The organism is Microbacterium sp. NPDC056003 (genome assembly GCF_042274785.1).
In the GTDB taxonomy this organism is placed as follows: Bacteria; Actinomycetota; Actinomycetes; order Actinomycetales; family Microbacteriaceae; genus Microbacterium.
The window spans coordinates 608,029-625,514 of the sequence record NZ_JBHJXQ010000002.1 but is presented as its reverse complement, the minus strand read 5'-3'; the positions used below and the strand labels follow the sequence as shown (position 1 = coordinate 625,514).

Sequence of the window (17,486 nt, the reverse complement as noted above, 5' to 3'; positions counted from 1 at the left end):
CCGATGGTACTGCAGGGGGGACCCTGTGGGAGAGTAGGACACCGCCGGACTTCCATTACCGAAATGGCCACCCAACGCAGGGTGGCCATTTCGCGTTAACTAGGCTGAAGCGAGCCACGGGAAGGATCGAGAGATGGCCGAGCAGGAGCCGCGCGAAGGCGCAGCAGATCGCGAGCCGCGCGGACGCTCGGGCGGCCGTCCCCCTCGAGCCCGTGAGGCCGGCGCACGCCCGCAACGGAGCGGGGACTCCGCTGCCGCGCGTCGTCACGGAGACCGGCCGTACGCCAAGCGCGACGGTGACCGGAAGCCGTACGCCAAGCGTGACGGTGACCACAAGCCGTACGCCAAGCGCGACGACGATCGGAAGCCGTACGCCAAGCGTGACGGTGACCACAAGCCGTACGCCAAACGCGACGACGATCGGAAGCCGTACGCTAAGCGTGACGGCGATCGGAAGCCGTACGTGAAGCGCGACGGTGACCGGAAGCCGTACGAGAAGCGTGGCGGTGACCGGAAGCCGTACGAGAAGCGTGACGGTGACCGGCCCTACGCCAAGCGCGAGGGCGATCGGAAGCCGTACGAGAAGCGTGATGGTGACCGCCCGTACGCCAAGCGCGACGGTGACCGGCCCTACGCCAAGCGCGAGGGCGATCGGAAGCCGTACGAGAAGCGCGACGGTGATCGTAAGCCGTACGGCAAGCGTGATGGTGACCGCCCGTACGCCAAGCGCGACGGTGATCGGAAGCCGTACGAGAAGCGTGATGGTGACCGCCCGTACGCCAAGCGCGACGGTGATCGGAAGCCGTACGAGAAGCGTGACGGCGATCGGAAGCCGTACGGCGGACGCTCCGACCGTCCGGAGCGCGGGGGAGCGAACCGCCCCGACACCGCGCTGCGCCCGGAAGAGAACCGCCCGGTCCGCGCGCGCCACGATGACCCGTTCATTCCCGAGGACGTCACGCCTCAAGATCTCAACGGAGGCGCGCGCAACGAGCTCAAGACGCTCAGCAAGGAGAATGCCGAGCAGGTCGCACGTCATCTGGCGATGGCCGCGCAGCTGATCGACGAAGACCCTGCGCTCGCACACCAGCACGCACTGTCGGCATCCCGTCGCGCCGGCCGTATCGCCATCGTCCGCGAGACGCTCGCCATCACGGCGTACGCGACGGGCGACTACGCCCTCGCGCTGCGTGAGCTGCGCACCTACCGCCGCATTTCCGGCAAGGACGACCAGATCGCCCTGATGGTCGACAGTGAGCGCGGCGTCGGGCGTCCCGACCGGGCACTCGAGCTCGGCCGCAGCGTCGACCGCTCCACCCTCCCCACCGAGGTCCGCGTCGAACTCGCCATCGCGATGTCGGGCGCGCGCCTCGACCTCGGCGACGCCGAGCGCGCGCTGCTCGAGCTGGACATCCCCGAGCTCGACCCCGACCGGGCCTTCGAATGGAGTCCCGCGCTGTTCGCCGCGCGTGCGGCCGTCCTGGAGGAGCTCGGCCGCGACGACGAGGCTGCTCGCTGGCGCGAGCGCGCCGAGGTCGCCGCGGACGTGATCGACGCGGCATCCGGCATCGGCGATCTCGAGACGGTCTACGTCGATGAGATCATCGAAGAGTCCGGTGACGAGGACTTCGAGTCAGAGAACGTGGACGCGCCCGACGACGCGAACGACCTGGGCGACTCGCTCGGTGCCGACGACGTCGACGAGGCTGAGGCGACAGTGGAGCAGCCCTCCGTCGACGATGAGGTCGCCGAGATCCTCGCCGACGCGGGCATCGACGACGAAGACGACGACGACACCGACGGGATGGACGAGCCGGAAGGCTCCGACCGCTGATGGCGCTGTTCGGCCGCCGGTCCGCGCCGGCGACATCGTCCACGCCGCTCGACGGCGTGGACGTCGTCCTCGCCGACCTCGACGGCGTCGTGTACGCGGGTCCGGGCGCGCTGCCGCACGCGGTCGACAGCCTGACCCGTGCCCGTGAGGGCCGGTCGCTTGCGTACATCACCAACAACGCGGCGCGGACGGATGCCTCGGTCGCGGCGCATCTGTCGCAACTGGGTCTTCCGACCGAGGCTTCCGACGTCGTGACGAGTCCGCAGGCCGCGATGCGCCTGCTCGCCGGTCGCATCGCCCCGGGGTCGACCGTGCTCGTCGTGGGTGGCGAAGGGCTCGTCTCCGAGGTCGTGAAGGCCGGGTTCGCCGTCACACGCAGCGCCGACGACGCTCCGGCAGCCGTGGTGCAGGGCTTCGCACCCGAGGTGGGCTGGACCCAGCTCGCCGAGGCGGCGTTCGCGCTCAAGGTGCCGGAGGAGGAAGGCGGCATCCCCTGGATCGCCACCAACACCGACTGGACCATCCCGCAGGCGCGCGGCATCGCCCCGGGCAACGGGACTCTCGTGTCGGCCGTGCACACGGCGATCGGCCGCCTCGCGACCGTGGCGGGAAAGCCGGAGGTGCCGATCTTCGAAGAGGCCGTCGCGCGGTTCGGGGCGCGGCAGCCGCTCTTCCTCGGCGACCGGCTCGACACTGACATCCTCGGCGCCAACCGCGCCGGCATCGCGTCGGCTCTCGTCCTCACCGGCATCGACCGGCCCAAGCATGTGCTGGCCGCGCCGGCAGGTTCGCAGCCGACGTTCATCCTGGGAGATCTCCGCGAGCTGCATGAGCCCTACCCGGCGGTGACCGTCCAAGACGGCGTCGCGACCGTGCGCAACGCCGCGGTTGCGATCGAGGGCGCCGATGTGCGGATCATCGCCGAGGGCGACCGGCCCATCGACCTGCTCCGCGCGGGAGCGGCGGCGATCTGGAGCACCGGCCGTGCGATCTTCGGCTTCCGCGTTCCGGAGCGACTGTACGCGGATCCCTTCCACCGGCCCTGACCGCGCGGCGCGAGGGAGGGTTCGACGTATCCTGTACGGCATGGCCCAGCCCGACGACCGTGAGCTCGACCCCGGCGATCTGCTGTCGACCCTCGAGGTGATCGAGGCCCAGCCCCTCGCGACCCGCGCCGAGGCCTACGACGCACTCCACGACACGCTCGCCCGGCGGCTGGAGGCGGCACCCGGCGGCGCGCCGACGCCATGACGTCGCGCCTCGACGCCGCGCTTGCCGCTCGAGGACTCGCGCGCTCCCGCACTCACGCGGCGACGCTCATCGCCGAGGGCCTCGTGTCGGTCGACGGTCGTCCGGTGGTGAAGGCGTCGACGCCCGTGGCCGAGTCCGCGGTGCTCGAGGTCGCGGCATCCGATCACTATGTCAGCCGGGCCGCACACAAGCTCATCGCCGGACTCGACGCGTTCGGCGTCGACGTCTCGGGCCGTCTCGGCCTCGACATGGGCGCGTCCACCGGCGGGTTCACCCAGGTGCTGCGGGAGCGCGGGGCCGACCCGGTGATCGCCGTCGACGTCGGTCATGGTCAGCTCGCAGCGCCCGTCGCCGCCGATCCCGGGGTGATCTCGATCGAGGGCTTCAACGTGCGCCACATGACGGCCGAGTCCCTGGCCGAGGCGAGCGGCGTCGCCGCCCTGCCGTCGGTCATCACCGGCGATCTGTCGTTCATCTCGCTCGCCCATGTGCTGCCGGCGGCGCGCGCCGTCGCCGCGAACGACGCCGATCTCGTACTGCTCATCAAGCCGCAATTCGAGGTGGGCCGCACGGCGGTGAAGGGCGGGCTGGTCACCAACCCGACGCTCCGGGCCGACGCCGTCGCCCGCGTGCTGTGGTCGGCGTGGGATGCGGGCCTCGGCACGCGCGGGATCATCTCCTCCCCGATCGTGGGCACGCACGGGAATTCCGAGTACATCGCTCACCTCGGGCCGGGGCGCGGCACCAATCCGACAGAATGGTTGAGCACCGTGAACCGACTGGCGGGGAGCCGATGACCACCACCGACGTGCGCGCCGAGCGCAGCATCCTCGTCGTCGCCCACGCTCACCGCCACGACACCGTGCTCGCGGCAGAGCGCGTGGTCGCTGCACTGCGCGCAGCGGGCGCCCAGCCCGTGCTCGCCGCAGACGACCGCGCCGAGTTGGCTGCCGTCAACGACTCGTTCGCCGACGTGCGCGTGCTCGGCGACGACGTGCCCGTGCGCGACATCGAGCTCGCGATCGTCCTCGGCGGCGATGGCACCATCCTTCGCGCGGCAGAGCTCGTGCGAGACGGCACGGCCCCGGTGCTCGGCATCAACATGGGCCACGTCGGCTTCCTGGCCGAGATCGAGCGCGACGATATGGACGACGCGGTGCGCCGCGCGATCCAGCGCGACTACGAGGTCGAGGAGCGCCTCGCCCTGCACGTGCGGGTGAAGGATGCCTCCGACTCGGTGATCTACGAGACGTGGGCGCTCAACGAGGCCACTGTCGAGAAGGCCAGCCGTGAGCGCATGCTCGAGGTCGTCATCGAGATCGACGGCCGGCCGCTGTCGTCGTTCGGCTGCGACGGCGTCGTCGTGTCGACACCGACCGGGTCTACGGCCTACAACTTCTCCGCCGGCGGCCCGGTCATCTGGCCGACCGTCGAGGCGATCGCGGTGGTGCCGCTGTCGGCGCACGCCCTGTTCGCCACGCCCCTCGTGGTGGGTCCCGAGCACGCCGTCGCGATCGAGGTGCTCGAGCGCACCAACGGCGTCGGCATCCTGTGGTGCGACGGCCGCCGCTCCCACGACCTCCCGCCCGGGGCGCGCGTCGTCGTGCGCCGCTCCGAGCAGCCCGTCCGCCTCGCGCGCCTCCATCCCGCCTCGTTCACCGACCGGCTCGTGCGCAAGTTCCGGCTTCCCGTCGAGGGCTGGCGCGGACCCGCGGCGATCATGGGGCCCTCGACGTGATCGAGGAGATGCGACTGCGCGATCTCGGGGTCATCGCCGAGGCCACGCTGCCGATCGGTCCGGGCTTCACCGCTATCACCGGCGAGACCGGCGCAGGCAAGACGATGGTGGTCACCGGACTCGGGCTGCTGCTGGGTCAGCGCGCCGACTCAGGCGCCGTGCGCGCCGGGGCGGCCCAGGCGACGGTCGACGGCGTCTGGATCGTGCCCGAGAGCGGCCCGGTCGCCGAGCGCGTCCGCGAGGCGGGAGGCGACGTCGAGCCGCTCGGCGACGGCCGCGCCGAACTCTACGTCGGCCGCTCCATCTCGAGCGAGGGGCGTGGTCGCGCCTCTGTCGGCGGCCGCACGGCGCCCGCCGGAGTGCTGGCGGATCTCGCCGATGAGCTCGTCGTGGTGCACGGCCAGTCCGATCAGCTTCGCCTGCGCACGGCGGCGGCGCAGCGTGATGCGCTCGACCGCTTCGGCGGCGACGTCGTGCAGGGGGCCCTGGCGGCCTACCGCGAAGCCTACGAGCGCTGGCGGGCCATCGACCGCGAGCTGGCGGGACTCACCACCGAGCGCGACGCGCGAGCGCGCGAGGCCGACGACCTGCGGGCGCAGCTTACCGAGATCGAGCAGGCCGCGCCCCAACCCGGCGAAGACGCGGAACTGGCGGCCCGTGCCGAACGGCTCGCGAACGCCGAAGAGCTCCGCATCGCCGCAGCGACAGCGCACGACGCCCTGTCGGGCGAGGGGGAGCAGCCCGATGCCTCGTCCCTGCTCGCCGAAGCGCGACGAGCGCTCGAGCGCGCGCACGACCCGATCCTCGAAGACCTCGCGGGTCAGGTCGCCGATCTCGGCTACCGCGCTTCCGACCTGGCGGCGTCCCTCGCGGGCTACCTCGCCGACCTCGACGAGACCGGTCCCCACGAGCTGGCGGCGGTCGAGGAGCGCCGGTCCGTGCTGTCGGGGCTCATCCGCGCGAACGGCACGCTCGACGATGCGATCGCCCTGCTCGACACCGGCTCGGCGCGACTGGCCGAGCTCGACGACGACTCCGAGCGGATCGAGCGGCTGACGGAGGAACGGGGGGCCGCGGCATCCGCTCTCGATGACGCCGCCGCCGCACTCACCGCCGCCCGCACCGCCGCAGCCGAGCGGCTGGGGGCGGCGGTCACCGCCGAGCTGCACGCCCTTGCGATGCCCGACGCCACGCTGACGGTGTCGGTCACGCCCGGCACCGAATCGGCCGCGGGCCGCGACGACGTGGCGATCCTGCTCGCCCCCCACGTCGGCGCCGATCCGCGCCCGGTCTCGCGCGGGGCGTCCGGCGGCGAGCTCAGCCGCGTCATGCTCGCGATCGAGGTCGTGATCGCGGCGGTCGATCCTGTGCCGACCTTCGTGTTCGACGAAGTGGATGCCGGCATCGGCGGCGCCGCCGCGATCGAGGTGGGTCGCCGCCTCGCTCGTCTCGCGCACTCGTCGCAGGTCATCGCCGTGACCCACCTCGCCCAGGTCGCCGCCTTCGCGACCAATCACCTGACGGTGGTGAAGGCCGGCGACGGGTCGGTCACGGCGTCCGATGTGCGCCGCCTCGACGGTTCCGACCGCGAGGCGGAGATGGCACGACTGCTGTCGGGCATGCCCGACTCCGACGCCGCGCTCACTCATGCCCGCGAGCTGCTCGGCCTGCGCGCCGAGGTGGCCTGACCCCTCGACGCGACGCACCCATGTGCGTTTCCGCAGCTTGCCGCCACCGACGTGAGATAGGATAAAAGCCCGTGATGCAGACTTCTGATTCTTCCCGCGGCGACACTTCGAACGACACCACTCGGCACATCTTCGTGACCGGCGGTGTCGTTTCCTCGTTGGGGAAGGGTCTCACCGCCGCCAGCCTCGGCAACCTGCTCACCGCCCGCGGTCTGCGGGTCGTCATGCAGAAGCTCGACCCCTATCTGAACGTCGACCCCGGAACGATGAACCCGTTCCAGCACGGCGAGGTCTTCGTCACGGACGACGGCGCCGAGACCGACCTCGACATCGGCCACTACGAGCGCTTCCTCGACATCGAGCTGAACCAGGCGGCCAACGTCACCACGGGTCAGATCTACTCGCAGGTGATCGCGAAGGAGCGCCGTGGCGAGTACCTCGGTGACACGGTGCAGGTCATCCCTCACATCACCGACGAGATCAAGCGCCGCATGCGCCTGCAGTCGACGGAGGAGCCGCGCCCCGACGTGATCATCACCGAGATCGGTGGCACGGTGGGCGACATCGAGTCGCAGCCCTTCATCGAGTCGGCGCGCCAGATCCGCCACGAGCTCGGCCGTCAGAACGTGTTCTTCGTGCACGTGTCGCTCGTGCCCTTCATGGGCGCATCGGGCGAGCAGAAGACCAAGCCCACGCAGCACTCGGTGGCCACGCTCCGCAGCATCGGCATCCAGCCCGATGCCCTGGTGCTGCGCAGCGACCGGCCCGTCACCGAGGCGAACAAGCGCAAGATCGCGCTCATGTGCGACGTCGACGAGGGTGCGGTCGTGAACGCGGTCGACGTGCCGAGCATCTACGACATCCCGACGATGCTCAACGAGCAGGGTCTCGACGAGTACATCGTGCGGGCACTCGGTCTCTCGAACGCGAACGACGTGGACTGGTCGCGCTGGCAGCGCGTGCTCAACGCAGTTCACAACCCGAAGCACGAGGTCACGATCGGCCTCGTCGGCAAGTACATCGACCTTCCCGACGCCTACCTGTCGGTCACCGAGGCGCTCAAGGCGGGTGGCTTCGCACAGGAGACGCACGTCAACATCCGCTGGATCCCGTCCGACGAGTGCGAGACGCCCGAGGGTGCCGAGAAGGCGCTCGCTCCGCTCGACGGCATCGTGATACCCGGCGGCTTCGGCATCCGCGGCATCGAGGGCAAGATCGGCGCTCTGAAGTTCGCGCGCGAGCAGGGCATTCCGACGCTCGGCATCTGCCTGGGCCTGCAGTGCATCGTCATCGAGTACGCGCGCCACGTCGCCGGCATCGAGGACGCGTCGTCGAGCGAGTTCGACCCCGACACCGAGCACCCCGTCATCGCGACGATGGAGGAGCAGGTCGACATCCTCGAGAGCGGCGACCTGGGCGGCACGATGCGGCTTGGCCTGTACCCGGCGCACCTCGCCGAAGGCTCGATCGCGGCCGAGGTGTACGGATCGACCGTCGCTTCGGAGCGCCACCGCCACCGCTACGAGGTGAACAACCGCTACCGCGACCGCATCGCCGAGGCGGGCCTCGTGTTCTCGGGCATCAACCCCGACCTCGACCTCGTCGAGTACGTCGAGCTGCCGCGCGACGTGCACCCGTACTACATCGCCACGCAGGCTCACCCCGAACTGCGCTCGCGTCCGACCGACGCCAACCCGCTCTTCCGCGGGTTGGTCGGAGCGGCCCTCGAGCGCCACCGGGCCAGCGAACTGTTCGACGTCGAGAATGACTGACGAGCCGACGGCCGCGCCGCTCGCCGACGAACCCGTCGAGTTCGAGGTCACCGACAGCGACCTCCTCTACGAGGGGCGCGTGTGGGACGTCCGCAGCGACACCGTCGCCTACGGCGAGGGCGAGATCGTGCGGCAGTACGTCGACCACCCGGGTGCCTCGGCGATCGTCGCGATCGACGATGAGGGGCGCGTGCTGCTGATCCAGCAGTACCGGCATCCCATCCGGCATCGCGACTGGGAGATTCCGGCGGGACTGCTCGACATCGCGGGGGAGTCGCCCCTCGAGACGGCGCAGCGCGAGCTCGCCGAGGAGGCCGACCTCCGGGCGTCGTCGTGGGAGTCGCTGGTCAGCATCTTCACGACGCCCGGCGGCAACGATGAGGTCGTGCACCTGTTCCTCGCGCGTGGTCTCTCCGAGGTCGGCTCCGCCCATGCGCGCGCCGAGGAAGAGGCCGACATCCGTGTGGAGTGGGTGCCGCTGGACGAGGTGGTGGACGGCGTGCTCGCGGGCCGGCTGCGCAACGGCATCCTCGCGGTGGGCGTGCTCGCCGCCGCCGAGCGTCTCCGCCGCGCGGGCGATGTGGCGCGGAGCGCCAGAAGGTAAGACATGCGGCTCGATCGCGCGGTGGACACGTACCTGCGGCACATCTCGATCGAGCGCGGCCTGTCCGACAACACCGTCTCGGCGTACCGGCGCGACCTCGCCGGGTACGTGCAGTGGCTGGCGGAGCGCGGTGTCGACGACTCAGCCGCCGTGACACCCGAGATCGTGGCGGAGTTCGCCGCCGAGCGCGCCTCTGCGCAGCCGCCGGTCGCGGCATCCTCTCTCGCTCGTCTGCAGTCGTCTGTGCGCGGTCTGCACCGGTTCCTCGCACGCGAGGGCATCGAAGACGCCGACCCGTCGGCACGGCTGAGGCCGCCCAAGCAGGCCCGGCGGCTGCCGAAGGCGCTCACGATCGACCAGGTCGAGTCGTTGCTGGATGCCGCGGGCCCGGCGCCCGCGACGGACGGCGCTCCGGCGACCGGCGCGGCGCCCGGCGACGTGCTCGGACTGCGCGATCGCGCGCTGCTGGAACTGCTCTACGCCACCGGTGCGCGGGTGTCGGAGATCGTGCGGCTCGACGTGGACGACCTCTCGCACGGCGACGTCGTGCGCGTGCGCGGCAAGGGCAACAAGGAGCGGATCGTGCCCGTCGGGTCGTACGCGCGGGCGGCGGTCGACGCCTACCTGACGCGCGCCCGCCCCGATCTCGTCCGCCGTGGCCGCGCAACACCGAAGCTGTTCCTCGGGGCACGCGGGGCGCCGCTGTCGCGGCAGAGCGCATGGCTCGTCATCCACTCCGCCGCCGAGCGCGCGCATCTCACCGCGCACGTATCGCCGCACACGCTCCGCCACTCGTTCGCCACGCATCTGCTGCAGGGCGGCGCCGACGTGCGGGTGGTTCAGGACCTGCTCGGGCACGCCTCGGTGTCGACCACCCAGATCTACACGTACGTCTCCGTCGATGCCCTGCGCGACGTCTACGCGACCTCGCACCCGCGCGCCCGCTGACCGCTCCCGGGTGAGAGGCCGCACCGTGACTAGAATCGGTGCACGACATGGGAAAGTCAGGAGAGTCTGTGGCGGGCAGCAAGCGGGGCGCGGCGACGGCCTCAGACAACGAGACCCCGATCGGTCCCACCGGGCGTCCGTACCAGGGCTTCCCGACCCCGCCGAAGCTCGACGGCCACGGTCCCGCGCGCATCATCGCGCTGTGCAACCAGAAGGGCGGCGTCGGCAAGACGACGACCACCATCAACCTGGCGGCGTCGCTCGCGGGTTACGGACGCAAGGTGCTCGCGGTCGACTTCGACCCGCAGGGCGCGCTGTCGGCGGGTCTGGGCATCCAGACCCACGACATCCCGACGATCTACGACCTGCTGCTCGACAGCAAGCGCGACCCGTACGAGGTCATCGTGACCTCGCGCGTGGAGAACCTCGACGTCATCCCCGCGAACATCGACCTCTCCGCCGCCGAGGTGCACCTCGTCAACGAGGTCGCGCGCGAGCAGACGCTCGCGCGCGCCCTCCGCAAGGTCGCCGCCGACTACGACGTCATCCTCATCGACTGCCAGCCGTCGCTCGGCCTTCTCACGGTGAACGCCCTCACGGCGAGCCACGGCGTCATCATCCCGCTGGAATGCGAGTTCTTCGCGCTCCGTGGCGTCGCGATGCTCATCGAGACCATCGACAAGGTGCGCGACCGCCTCAACCCGACGATCGCTCTGGACGGCGTCCTCGCCACGATGTACGACGCCCGCACACTGCACTCCCGCGAGGTGCTGGAGCGGGTCGTCGACGCGTTCGGCGACGACGTGCTCGAGACCGTGATCGGTCGCACCGTGAAGTTCCCCGATGCCTCGGTGTCGGGCATGCCGATCACCGAGTTCGCGCCCGAGCACGCCGCCGCCCAGGCCTACCTGCGGCTGGCGCGGGAGCTGGTCGCCCGTGGCGCCGTCGCCTGACGAGGTCTCGGATCCGCAGCAGCCGGCTGACGGCTTCCGCGTCTCGGTCGGCGGGTTCGACGGGCCGTTCGACCTGCTGCTGACACTCATCTCGAAGCACGAGCTCGACATCACCGAGGTGTCGCTGTCACTGGTCACGAACGAGTTCATCGCGTACCTGCGCGAGCTCGGCCCCGAGGAGGAGCTGGAGGAGGCATCCGAGTTCCTCGTCGTCGCGGCGACCCTGCTCGACATGAAGGTCGCGGGCCTGCTGCCGCAGGGCGAGCTCGTCGACGCAGAGTCGGTCGCGCTGCTCGAGGCGCGCGACCTGCTGTTCGCGCGCCTGCTGCAATACCGCGCGTTCAAGGAGGTCTCGGTGTGGTTCGAGCGCTGCCTCCAGCGCGAAGACCGACGTCACGCGCGCAGCGTTCGGCTCGACGAGAAGTACCGCACGGCGGCGCCGGACCTCGTGTGGACGCTCAGCGTCGACGACTTCGCGGCGCTCGCCCTGCTCGCGATGACGCCGAAGGAGATCCCGCACGTCGGGCTCGACCACCTGCACGCGCCCCTCGTCAGCATCCGCGAGCAGGCGGCGGTCGTCGTGACGCTGCTGCGCAACGCCGGATCGCTGAGCTTCCGCGAGCTGGTCGCGGGGGTCTCGCAGCCGGGCGTGGTCGTCGCGCGCTTCCTGTCGGTGCTGGAGCTGTACCGCCACGCCGCCCTGTCCTTCGAACAGCTCGAACCGCTCGGCGAGCTGACGCTGCGCTGGAGCGCGCAGCGCTGGTCCGACGAGAACCTCGCCACTCTGGGAGCCGACTATGACCGATGAACCTTCGCAGGACCTCGAGGCGGGGGATCCCGATGCACCCGCGTCGCGGGCACGCGATCAACGCGAGAGCGCACCGCAGCTGCCGGCGGCCGACGTGGCCCGGCGGCTGGAGGCGATCCTCCTCGTCGTCGACGAGCCGCAGAGTCTCGTGAGCCTCGCCGCCGCCGTCGGCTCGCCCGTGCCCGCCGTTCGGCAGGCGATCGAAGGACTCGTCGCCGACTACGACGGTGAGGCCGGGGGACCGGTGCGGGGCTTCGAGCTGCGCGAGGTCGGCGGCGGCTGGCGCCTGTACGTGCGCGAGGAGCACGACGTCCTGGTGAGCGAGTTCGTCAATGCCCAGGCGCCGTCCCGGCTGTCGCAGGCCGCGCTCGAGACGCTCGCGGTGATCGCGTACAAGCAGCCCGTCACGCGCAGCCAGGTCGCGTCCATCCGCGCGGTGAACGTCGACTCGGTGGTGCGCACGCTGCTGTCGCGCGGCCTCATCACCGAGCTGTTCACGGATGCCGAGACCGGCGCCATCAACTACGGCACGACCGACGCGCTCCTGGTGAACCTCGGGATCAACTCGCTCGACGAGCTGCCGCACATCTCGCCCCTCCTCGACGACGGGGCCGACGGATTCGACGAGGAGGCGCGGCGATGACCGAGCACGATCCCTTCGCATCGCCGGAAGGCGTTCGCCTGCAGAAGGTGCTGGCGAACGCCGGCGTGGCCTCTCGCCGGGTGGCGGAGCAGCTGATCGTCGAAGGCCGGGTGCGCGTGAACGGCACGGTCGTGACCGAGCTCGGCTCACGCATCGACCCCGAGAACGACCTCGTCGACGTCGACGGCACCGCGATCCAGCTCGACCAGTCGAAGCGGTACGTCATGCTCAACAAGCCCACGGGCGTGGTGAGCTCGATGAAGGACGAGCGCGGACGGCCCGATCTGCGCCGCTTCACCAAGGACTGGGCGGAGCGGCTGTACAACGTAGGGCGATTGGATGCCGAGACCAGCGGCCTGCTCGTTCTGACGAACGACGGCGAACTGGCGCACGTGCTGGCGCATCCCTCGTTCGGTGTGACCAAGGTCTACATCGCGAAGGTCGAAGGACGCGTCACGCCGCAGACGATCCAGCGACTCACGCGCGGCGTCGAGCTCGAGGACGGGCCTATCGCAGCCGACAAGGCCCGGCTGCTGTCGTCGTCGGCCGAAGGCGGCGGCTCGCTCGTCGAGCTCACCCTGCACTCCGGCCGCAATCGCATCGTCCGCCGGATGATGGCCGAGGTCGGGCATCCGGTCGTCGAACTGGTCCGTCGCCAGTTCGGGCCGCTCCACCTGGGAACACTGCCAGCCGGGCACGCACGCGAGTTGACTAAGGTGGAGCGGGGCGCTCTGCTGACTCTCGCGCGTCGCGCGGCGGGAGACGCCCCCGAGCCCCGCGACAGCTCCGACCCGCGGAGCGACCAGGAGAACCAGTGACCGAGTCCACGCCCCCGTCTGCGCGCGCGCGTGCCCCGCGCGTCCAGGGCACGGTGCGGATCGTCGGCGCCGGCCTGCTGGGGGCGAGCATCGGCCATGCGCTCAGCGCGCTCGGGATCGACGTCGCACTCGATGACACGTCACCGGCCCAGCTGCGCCTGGCCGTCGACTACGGCGCCGGCCGTCGTGCCGCCGAGGACGACGATCCGTCCCTGATCGTCGTGGCGGTGCCGCCCGACGTCACCGCCGACGTCATCGAGCGCGAGCTCGCCCGCTTCCCGCGAGCGGTGGTGACGGATGTCGCGAGCGTCAAGCTGGAGCCGCTGCACATCCTTCGCGACCGCGGCGTCGATCTGACCCACTACATCGGCTCCCACCCGCTGGCCGGCCGTGAGCGCGGCGGTGCGATCGCCGCCCGCGCCGACATCTTCATCGGCCGGCCGTGGGTCGTGTGCCGCGACGGCGAGACGCCGCCGAGCGACCTCGCCCTCGTCGAAGGGCTGGCGCTCGACCTCGGCGCGATGCCGATCGAGATGAGCCCCGAAGACCACGACCGGGCCGTCGCGCTCGTGTCGCATGTGCCGCAGCTGGTCGCGAGCCTGCTCGCCGGCCGGTTCGTCGACGCCCCGGAGGGATCCCTGGGTCTTGCCGGCCAGGGCGTTCGCGACACGACGCGCATCGCGGCATCCGCCCCCGAATTGTGGGTGCAGATCCTCGGCGCGAACGCGACGCCCGTCGTCGATGTGCTCGACGCACTCTCCGCCGACCTGCGCGACGTGGCCGACGCCCTGCGCGCCCCCGACGCCCCTGGTGCACGCCGGGCGGTGGCCGACACGATCCGTCGCGGCAACGAGGGCGTCGAGCGGCTCCCCGGCAAGCACGGCCAGAATCGGCGCTTCGAGCAGGTCGTCGTGATGGTCGACGACACTCCGGGCCAGCTCGGCCGGCTGTTCGGCGAGCTCGGCGAGCTCGACGTGAACGTGGAAGACCTGCGCCTCGAGCACTCGCCGGGCGCCCAGTTCGGTCTGGCCGAGATCAGCGTCGTGCCCGGCGCCGTCCGACGCGCCGTGGAGGGCCTCGAGTCCCGCGGCTGGAAGATTGCGAGCACCACCAATGACTGACCCCGCGACGCACCCCGCCGAGACGGCGGCTGCGCCCGGTGCCCAGAGCGCCCCCGTCGTGGTGGCGATCGACGGCCCGGCCGGCAGCGGCAAGTCCAGCGTGTCGAAGCAGGTCGCCCGCCGCCTCGGCTACGGCTTCCTCGACACCGGCGCCGCCTACCGCGCCCTCGCGTGGCTCGCGCTCGAGCGCGGCACCGACACGTCCGACTCGACGTCCGTCGTCGACGTCATGGGCGACTTCGATTACGCCATCTCGCTCGACCCCGACGAGCACTGGGTGCGCGTCGGCGAGAGCGACGTGACGCAGGCGATCCGCGAGCCGCGCGTCTCCGAGGCCGTGAGCGGCGTGGCCCGCGTCCCCGCCGTGCGACAGGCGGTCAACGTGCTGTTCCGCTCGATGGTGGCATCCTCGGGTCGTCCGGGTGTCGTGGTCGAAGGCCGCGACATCACGACAGTCGTCGCCCCTGATGCGCCCGTGCGCATCCTCCTCACGGCGGCCCCCGAGGTGCGCGCGGCGCGGCGCAGCGCAGAGCTGTCGTCGCAGGATGCCGCGGCCGTCGCCGCCGCCCTGCACAAGCGCGACGCCTCCGATTCGACCGTCGTCGACTTCCTGACTGCCGCGCCCGGCGTCGAGGTCGTCGACTCGACCCACCTCGATTTCGACCAGACCGTGGACGCCGTCATCGGCGTCATCCGCACGAATGTGCCTGCACAGACAGGAGCGCACGATGTCATCTGACAACCGTGAGGCATCCGACGCCCGCAACGCCGAAGAAGAGTACGAGGGCGGCGAGGATCACCTCGCCGAGAACCTCGCCGACCTCGACGAGGAGCTCGCCGAGCAGCGGGCGAGCGCGCTGCGCGCGGGACTCGAGGACTACGAGCTCGACGATGAGGACGCGGCGCTGCTCGAGGGGCTCGCGCTGGGCGAGGACGGGATCGAGTACCTTCCCGCGCTGCCCGTCGTGGCGATCGTCGGTCGCCCGAACGTCGGCAAGTCCGCGCTTGTGAACCGCATCCTCGGCCGCCGCGAGGCCGTCGTGGAAGACACCCCCGGTGTCACGCGCGACCGTGTGACGTACAAGGCCGAGTGGATGGACCGCCGGTTCTCGCTCGTCGACACCGGCGGCTGGGAGCCCGACGCCCGCGGCATCGACCGCTCGGTCGCCGCCCAGGCAGAGGTCGCGATCGACCTGTGCGACGTCGTGCTGTTCGTCGTCGACGCGATGGTCGGCGCCACCTCGACGGACGAGCACGTCGTGAAGCTGCTCCGCAAGAGCGGCAAGCCCGTGTTCCTCGTCGCCAACAAGATCGACGACTCCCGCCAGGAGCCCGAGGCCGCCGCCCTGTGGAACCTCGGTCTCGGCGAGCCCTACCCGGTCTCGGCGATCCACGGCCGTGGCGTCGCCGACCTCCTCGACGCGATCATGAAGGTCCTCCCCGAGGTGTCGGCCGTGGCGAAGCACGAGATCGGCGGGCCGCGCCGCGTCGCGATCCTCGGTCGCCCGAACGTCGGCAAGTCGTCGCTGCTGAACAAGGCGGCCGGCGAGGAGCGGGTCGTCGTCAACGACCTCGCGGGCACGACGCGTGATCCGGTGGACGAGGTCGTCGAGATCGGCGGGCGCCTGTGGCGCTTCGTCGACACCGCCGGCATCCGCCGCCGCGTGCACCTGCAGCAGGGCGCGGACTTCTACGCGTCGCTGCGTACGTCGGCCGCCCTCGAGAAGGCGGAGGTCGCGGTCGTCGTCCTCGACGTCAGCGAGCCCATCAGCGAGCAGGACGTGCGCATCATCGACCTCGTGCTCGAGTCGGGCCGAGCGCTCGTCCTCGCGTACAACAAGTGGGATCTGCTCAACACGCCCGCATTCGAGGACATCGAGCGGCGCCGCTACCTCGAGCGTGAGATCGAGCAGGACCTCGCCCACGTGGCGTGGGCTCCGCGCGTGAACATCTCGGCACGCACCGGCCGCCACCTCGACAAGCTCGTGCCGGCGCTCGAGACCGCCCTCGAGTCGTGGGATCAGCGCATCCCGACGGGCAAGTTCAACGCGTTCCTGTCGGAGCTCGTGAACGAGCACCCGCACCCGGTGCGCGGTGGCAAGCAGCCCCGCATCCTCTTCGGGACACAGGCCTCGACGCGTCCGCCGACTTTCGTGCTGTTCACGACCGGCTTCCTCGACCCGGGCTACCGCCGGTTCATCCAGCGTCGCCTGCGTGAGCTGTACGGCTTCGAGGGGTCGCCGATCGTCATCAACATGCGGGTGCGCGAGCGCCGCCAGCGCTGAGCAGGAGCGGGCACGGGGCCGGCGCGGCGGTTCATGAGTTCATGACCGCGGCCGGTGCGCGCACGTGTGGAAGGGTGGCAGGGTGACGATCGAACCTCCCGCACCCGGTGAGCCGCGGCGCCCGCACGGGCCGCGCGACCCCGGGGACGCGTGGGTGGTCGCCCCGACGGGCGAGCGGTACTGGGGGCGCTTCGGCGCCGCCGGGCTGCTCGCCGTCGACGCCGACCGTGGCGTGCTGCTGCAGCACCGCGTGACCTGGAGCCACTTCGGCGACACCTGGGGGCTTCCCGGCGGCGCCCGACATGAGGGCGAATCGGCCGGCGACGGCGCGCTGCGGGAGGCGGCGGAGGAAGCGGGGGTTCCGGATGCCGCGATCCGCCCGCGTCTTCTCTCGGTGCTCGACCTCGGCTATTGGAGCTACACGACGCTGATCGGCGACGTCCTGCGCCCGTTCGAGCCCACCATCAGCGATCCCGAGAGCCACGCGCTGGCATGGGTGGCCGTCGACGACGTGTCGCGGCATCCGCTCCATCCTGGATTCGCTGCCTCGTGGGACCGCCTGCGCGCCCTTCTCGGTGTGCGCCCCGCGGTGGTCGTCGATGCTGCGAACGTGGTCGGCTCCGTGCCCGACGGCTGGTGGCGCGACCGCCCCGGCGCCGCAGGACGACTCGTCGAGAGCGTCGCGGGTCTGTCGAAGACAGGCATCCCGGCGGCATCCCTCGACCTGCCCGAAGACGTCTGGTTCCCGGACTGGGTCATCGTTCTCGAGGGGCAGGCCCGGGCGGCGGGTGACGCCCCCGGTGTCGACGTGGTGCGGGCCGAGGCATCCGGTGACGACACGATCATCGACGAGACGCGACGGCTGGTGTCGGCTGGGCGCACGGTCACGGTCGTCACCAGTGATCGCGACCTGGTGACGAGGGTGACGGATGCCGGCGCCGCCGCTCGCGGACCGCGCTGGCTGCACTCGCTCATCCGCCCGGCTGCCTGACGCTCGGGGCGCATCGGCAGGGTCGGCCGCGG

At 71.1% G+C, this 17,486-nt stretch carries 17 protein-coding genes; all 17 read left to right on the top strand.

What is annotated here, in order from left to right; genetic code table 11:
- Positions 1–133 precede the first annotated feature (133 nt).
- The 17 genes from ACFC1W_RS12360 (at position 134) to ACFC1W_RS12280 (ending at position 17,454) form a co-directional block, all read left to right on the top strand.
- The gene (locus tag ACFC1W_RS12360) at positions 134–1,834 is read left to right on the top strand and encodes a primosomal protein (RefSeq protein WP_375992856.1); all 1,701 of its coding nucleotides are present in this window, start codon (positions 134–136) and stop codon (positions 1,832–1,834) included.
- Positions 1,834–2,880, top strand: coding sequence for an HAD-IIA family hydrolase (locus ACFC1W_RS12355; RefSeq protein ID WP_375992853.1), 1,047 nt, complete (start codon positions 1,834–1,836; stop codon positions 2,878–2,880). Before ACFC1W_RS12360 ends, ACFC1W_RS12355 begins: the two co-directional genes overlap by 1 nt.
- A 40-nt stretch (positions 2,881–2,920) precedes the next feature.
- Positions 2,921–3,085 (top strand): hypothetical protein, encoded by a 165-nt coding sequence (locus tag ACFC1W_RS12350; RefSeq protein ID WP_191766163.1) that lies wholly within the window; start codon positions 2,921–2,923, stop codon positions 3,083–3,085.
- Entirely contained in the window at positions 3,082–3,882 is an 801-nt protein-coding gene (locus ACFC1W_RS12345; protein WP_375992850.1) for a TlyA family RNA methyltransferase, read from the top strand. Before ACFC1W_RS12350 ends, ACFC1W_RS12345 begins: the two co-directional genes overlap by 4 nt.
- Positions 3,879–4,823, top strand: coding sequence for an NAD kinase (locus ACFC1W_RS12340; protein ID WP_241110922.1), 945 nt, complete (start codon positions 3,879–3,881; stop codon positions 4,821–4,823). The genes ACFC1W_RS12345 and ACFC1W_RS12340 overlap by 4 nt, the downstream gene beginning before the upstream one ends.
- The gene (gene recN / locus ACFC1W_RS12335) at positions 4,820–6,511 is read left to right on the top strand and encodes a DNA repair protein RecN (RefSeq protein WP_375992847.1); all 1,692 of its coding nucleotides are present in this window, start codon (positions 4,820–4,822) and stop codon (positions 6,509–6,511) included. Before ACFC1W_RS12340 ends, recN begins: the two co-directional genes overlap by 4 nt.
- 74 nt (positions 6,512–6,585) lie before the next feature.
- Complete coding sequence (locus ACFC1W_RS12330; RefSeq protein WP_375992905.1) at positions 6,586–8,283, top strand: CTP synthase; 1,698 nt, start codon at positions 6,586–6,588, stop codon at positions 8,281–8,283.
- A complete protein-coding gene (locus ACFC1W_RS12325) occupies positions 8,276–8,887 on the top strand; it encodes an NUDIX domain-containing protein (RefSeq protein WP_375992844.1) in 612 nt (203 codons plus the stop codon). Before ACFC1W_RS12330 ends, ACFC1W_RS12325 begins: the two co-directional genes overlap by 8 nt.
- Positions 8,888–8,890: 3 nt before the next feature.
- Positions 8,891–9,835 carry a site-specific tyrosine recombinase XerD gene (gene xerD / locus ACFC1W_RS12320; protein ID WP_375992841.1) on the top strand — a complete coding sequence of 315 codons (945 nt, stop codon included), beginning with the start codon at positions 8,891–8,893 and terminating at the stop codon, positions 9,833–9,835.
- Between the two features lie 47 nt (positions 9,836–9,882).
- Positions 9,883–10,788, top strand: a complete 906-nt coding sequence (locus tag ACFC1W_RS12315; protein ID WP_375992838.1) for a ParA family protein — start codon at positions 9,883–9,885, stop codon at positions 10,786–10,788.
- Positions 10,772–11,596 carry a segregation and condensation protein A gene (locus tag ACFC1W_RS12310; RefSeq protein WP_375992835.1) on the top strand — a complete coding sequence of 275 codons (825 nt, stop codon included), beginning with the start codon at positions 10,772–10,774 and terminating at the stop codon, positions 11,594–11,596. The genes ACFC1W_RS12315 and ACFC1W_RS12310 overlap by 17 nt, the downstream gene beginning before the upstream one ends.
- Entirely contained in the window at positions 11,586–12,239 is a 654-nt protein-coding gene (gene scpB, locus ACFC1W_RS12305) for an SMC-Scp complex subunit ScpB (RefSeq protein ID WP_375992832.1), read from the top strand. Before ACFC1W_RS12310 ends, scpB begins: the two co-directional genes overlap by 11 nt.
- Entirely contained in the window at positions 12,236–13,057 is an 822-nt protein-coding gene (locus tag ACFC1W_RS12300; protein ID WP_375992829.1) for a pseudouridine synthase, read from the top strand. Before scpB ends, ACFC1W_RS12300 begins: the two co-directional genes overlap by 4 nt.
- Complete coding sequence (locus tag ACFC1W_RS12295; protein WP_375992826.1) at positions 13,054–14,178, top strand: prephenate dehydrogenase; 1,125 nt, start codon at positions 13,054–13,056, stop codon at positions 14,176–14,178. Before ACFC1W_RS12300 ends, ACFC1W_RS12295 begins: the two co-directional genes overlap by 4 nt.
- Positions 14,171–14,917, top strand: a complete 747-nt coding sequence (cmk, locus tag ACFC1W_RS12290; RefSeq protein ID WP_375992823.1) for a (d)CMP kinase — start codon at positions 14,171–14,173, stop codon at positions 14,915–14,917. The genes ACFC1W_RS12295 and cmk overlap by 8 nt, the downstream gene beginning before the upstream one ends.
- Positions 14,907–16,463, top strand: coding sequence for a ribosome biogenesis GTPase Der (gene der / locus ACFC1W_RS12285; protein ID WP_375992820.1), 1,557 nt, complete (start codon positions 14,907–14,909; stop codon positions 16,461–16,463). Before cmk ends, der begins: the two co-directional genes overlap by 11 nt.
- An 82-nt stretch (positions 16,464–16,545) precedes the next feature.
- Positions 16,546–17,454 carry an NUDIX domain-containing protein gene (locus ACFC1W_RS12280; RefSeq protein WP_375992817.1) on the top strand — a complete coding sequence of 303 codons (909 nt, stop codon included), beginning with the start codon at positions 16,546–16,548 and terminating at the stop codon, positions 17,452–17,454.
- The last annotated feature ends 32 nt before the right edge of the window (positions 17,455–17,486 follow it).

What these genes read in the sequence shown, in the direction of transcription:
- ACFC1W_RS12330 (WP_375992905.1), top strand. Translation starts at nt 6,586, where the DNA reads ATGCAGACTTCTGATTCTTCCCGCGGCGACACTTCGAACGACACCACT.
- ACFC1W_RS12340 (WP_241110922.1), top strand. Translation starts at nt 3,879, where the DNA reads ATGACCACCACCGACGTGCGCGCCGAGCGCAGCATCCTCGTCGTCGCC.
- ACFC1W_RS12355 (WP_375992853.1), top strand. Translation starts at nt 1,834, where the DNA reads ATGGCGCTGTTCGGCCGCCGGTCCGCGCCGGCGACATCGTCCACGCCG.
- ACFC1W_RS12315 (WP_375992838.1), top strand. Translation starts at nt 9,883, where the DNA reads ATGGGAAAGTCAGGAGAGTCTGTGGCGGGCAGCAAGCGGGGCGCGGCG.
- ACFC1W_RS12345 (WP_375992850.1), top strand. Translation starts at nt 3,082, where the DNA reads ATGACGTCGCGCCTCGACGCCGCGCTTGCCGCTCGAGGACTCGCGCGC.
- scpB (WP_375992832.1), top strand. Translation starts at nt 11,586, where the DNA reads ATGACCGATGAACCTTCGCAGGACCTCGAGGCGGGGGATCCCGATGCA.
- ACFC1W_RS12300 (WP_375992829.1), top strand. Translation starts at nt 12,236, where the DNA reads ATGACCGAGCACGATCCCTTCGCATCGCCGGAAGGCGTTCGCCTGCAG.
- der (WP_375992820.1), top strand. Translation starts at nt 14,907, where the DNA reads ATGTCATCTGACAACCGTGAGGCATCCGACGCCCGCAACGCCGAAGAA.
- ACFC1W_RS12325 (WP_375992844.1), top strand. Translation starts at nt 8,276, where the DNA reads ATGACTGACGAGCCGACGGCCGCGCCGCTCGCCGACGAACCCGTCGAG.
- xerD (WP_375992841.1), top strand. Translation starts at nt 8,891, where the DNA reads ATGCGGCTCGATCGCGCGGTGGACACGTACCTGCGGCACATCTCGATC.
- ACFC1W_RS12360 (WP_375992856.1), top strand. Translation starts at nt 134, where the DNA reads ATGGCCGAGCAGGAGCCGCGCGAAGGCGCAGCAGATCGCGAGCCGCGC.
- cmk (WP_375992823.1), top strand. Translation starts at nt 14,171, where the DNA reads ATGACTGACCCCGCGACGCACCCCGCCGAGACGGCGGCTGCGCCCGGT.
- ACFC1W_RS12350 (WP_191766163.1), top strand. Translation starts at nt 2,921, where the DNA reads ATGGCCCAGCCCGACGACCGTGAGCTCGACCCCGGCGATCTGCTGTCG.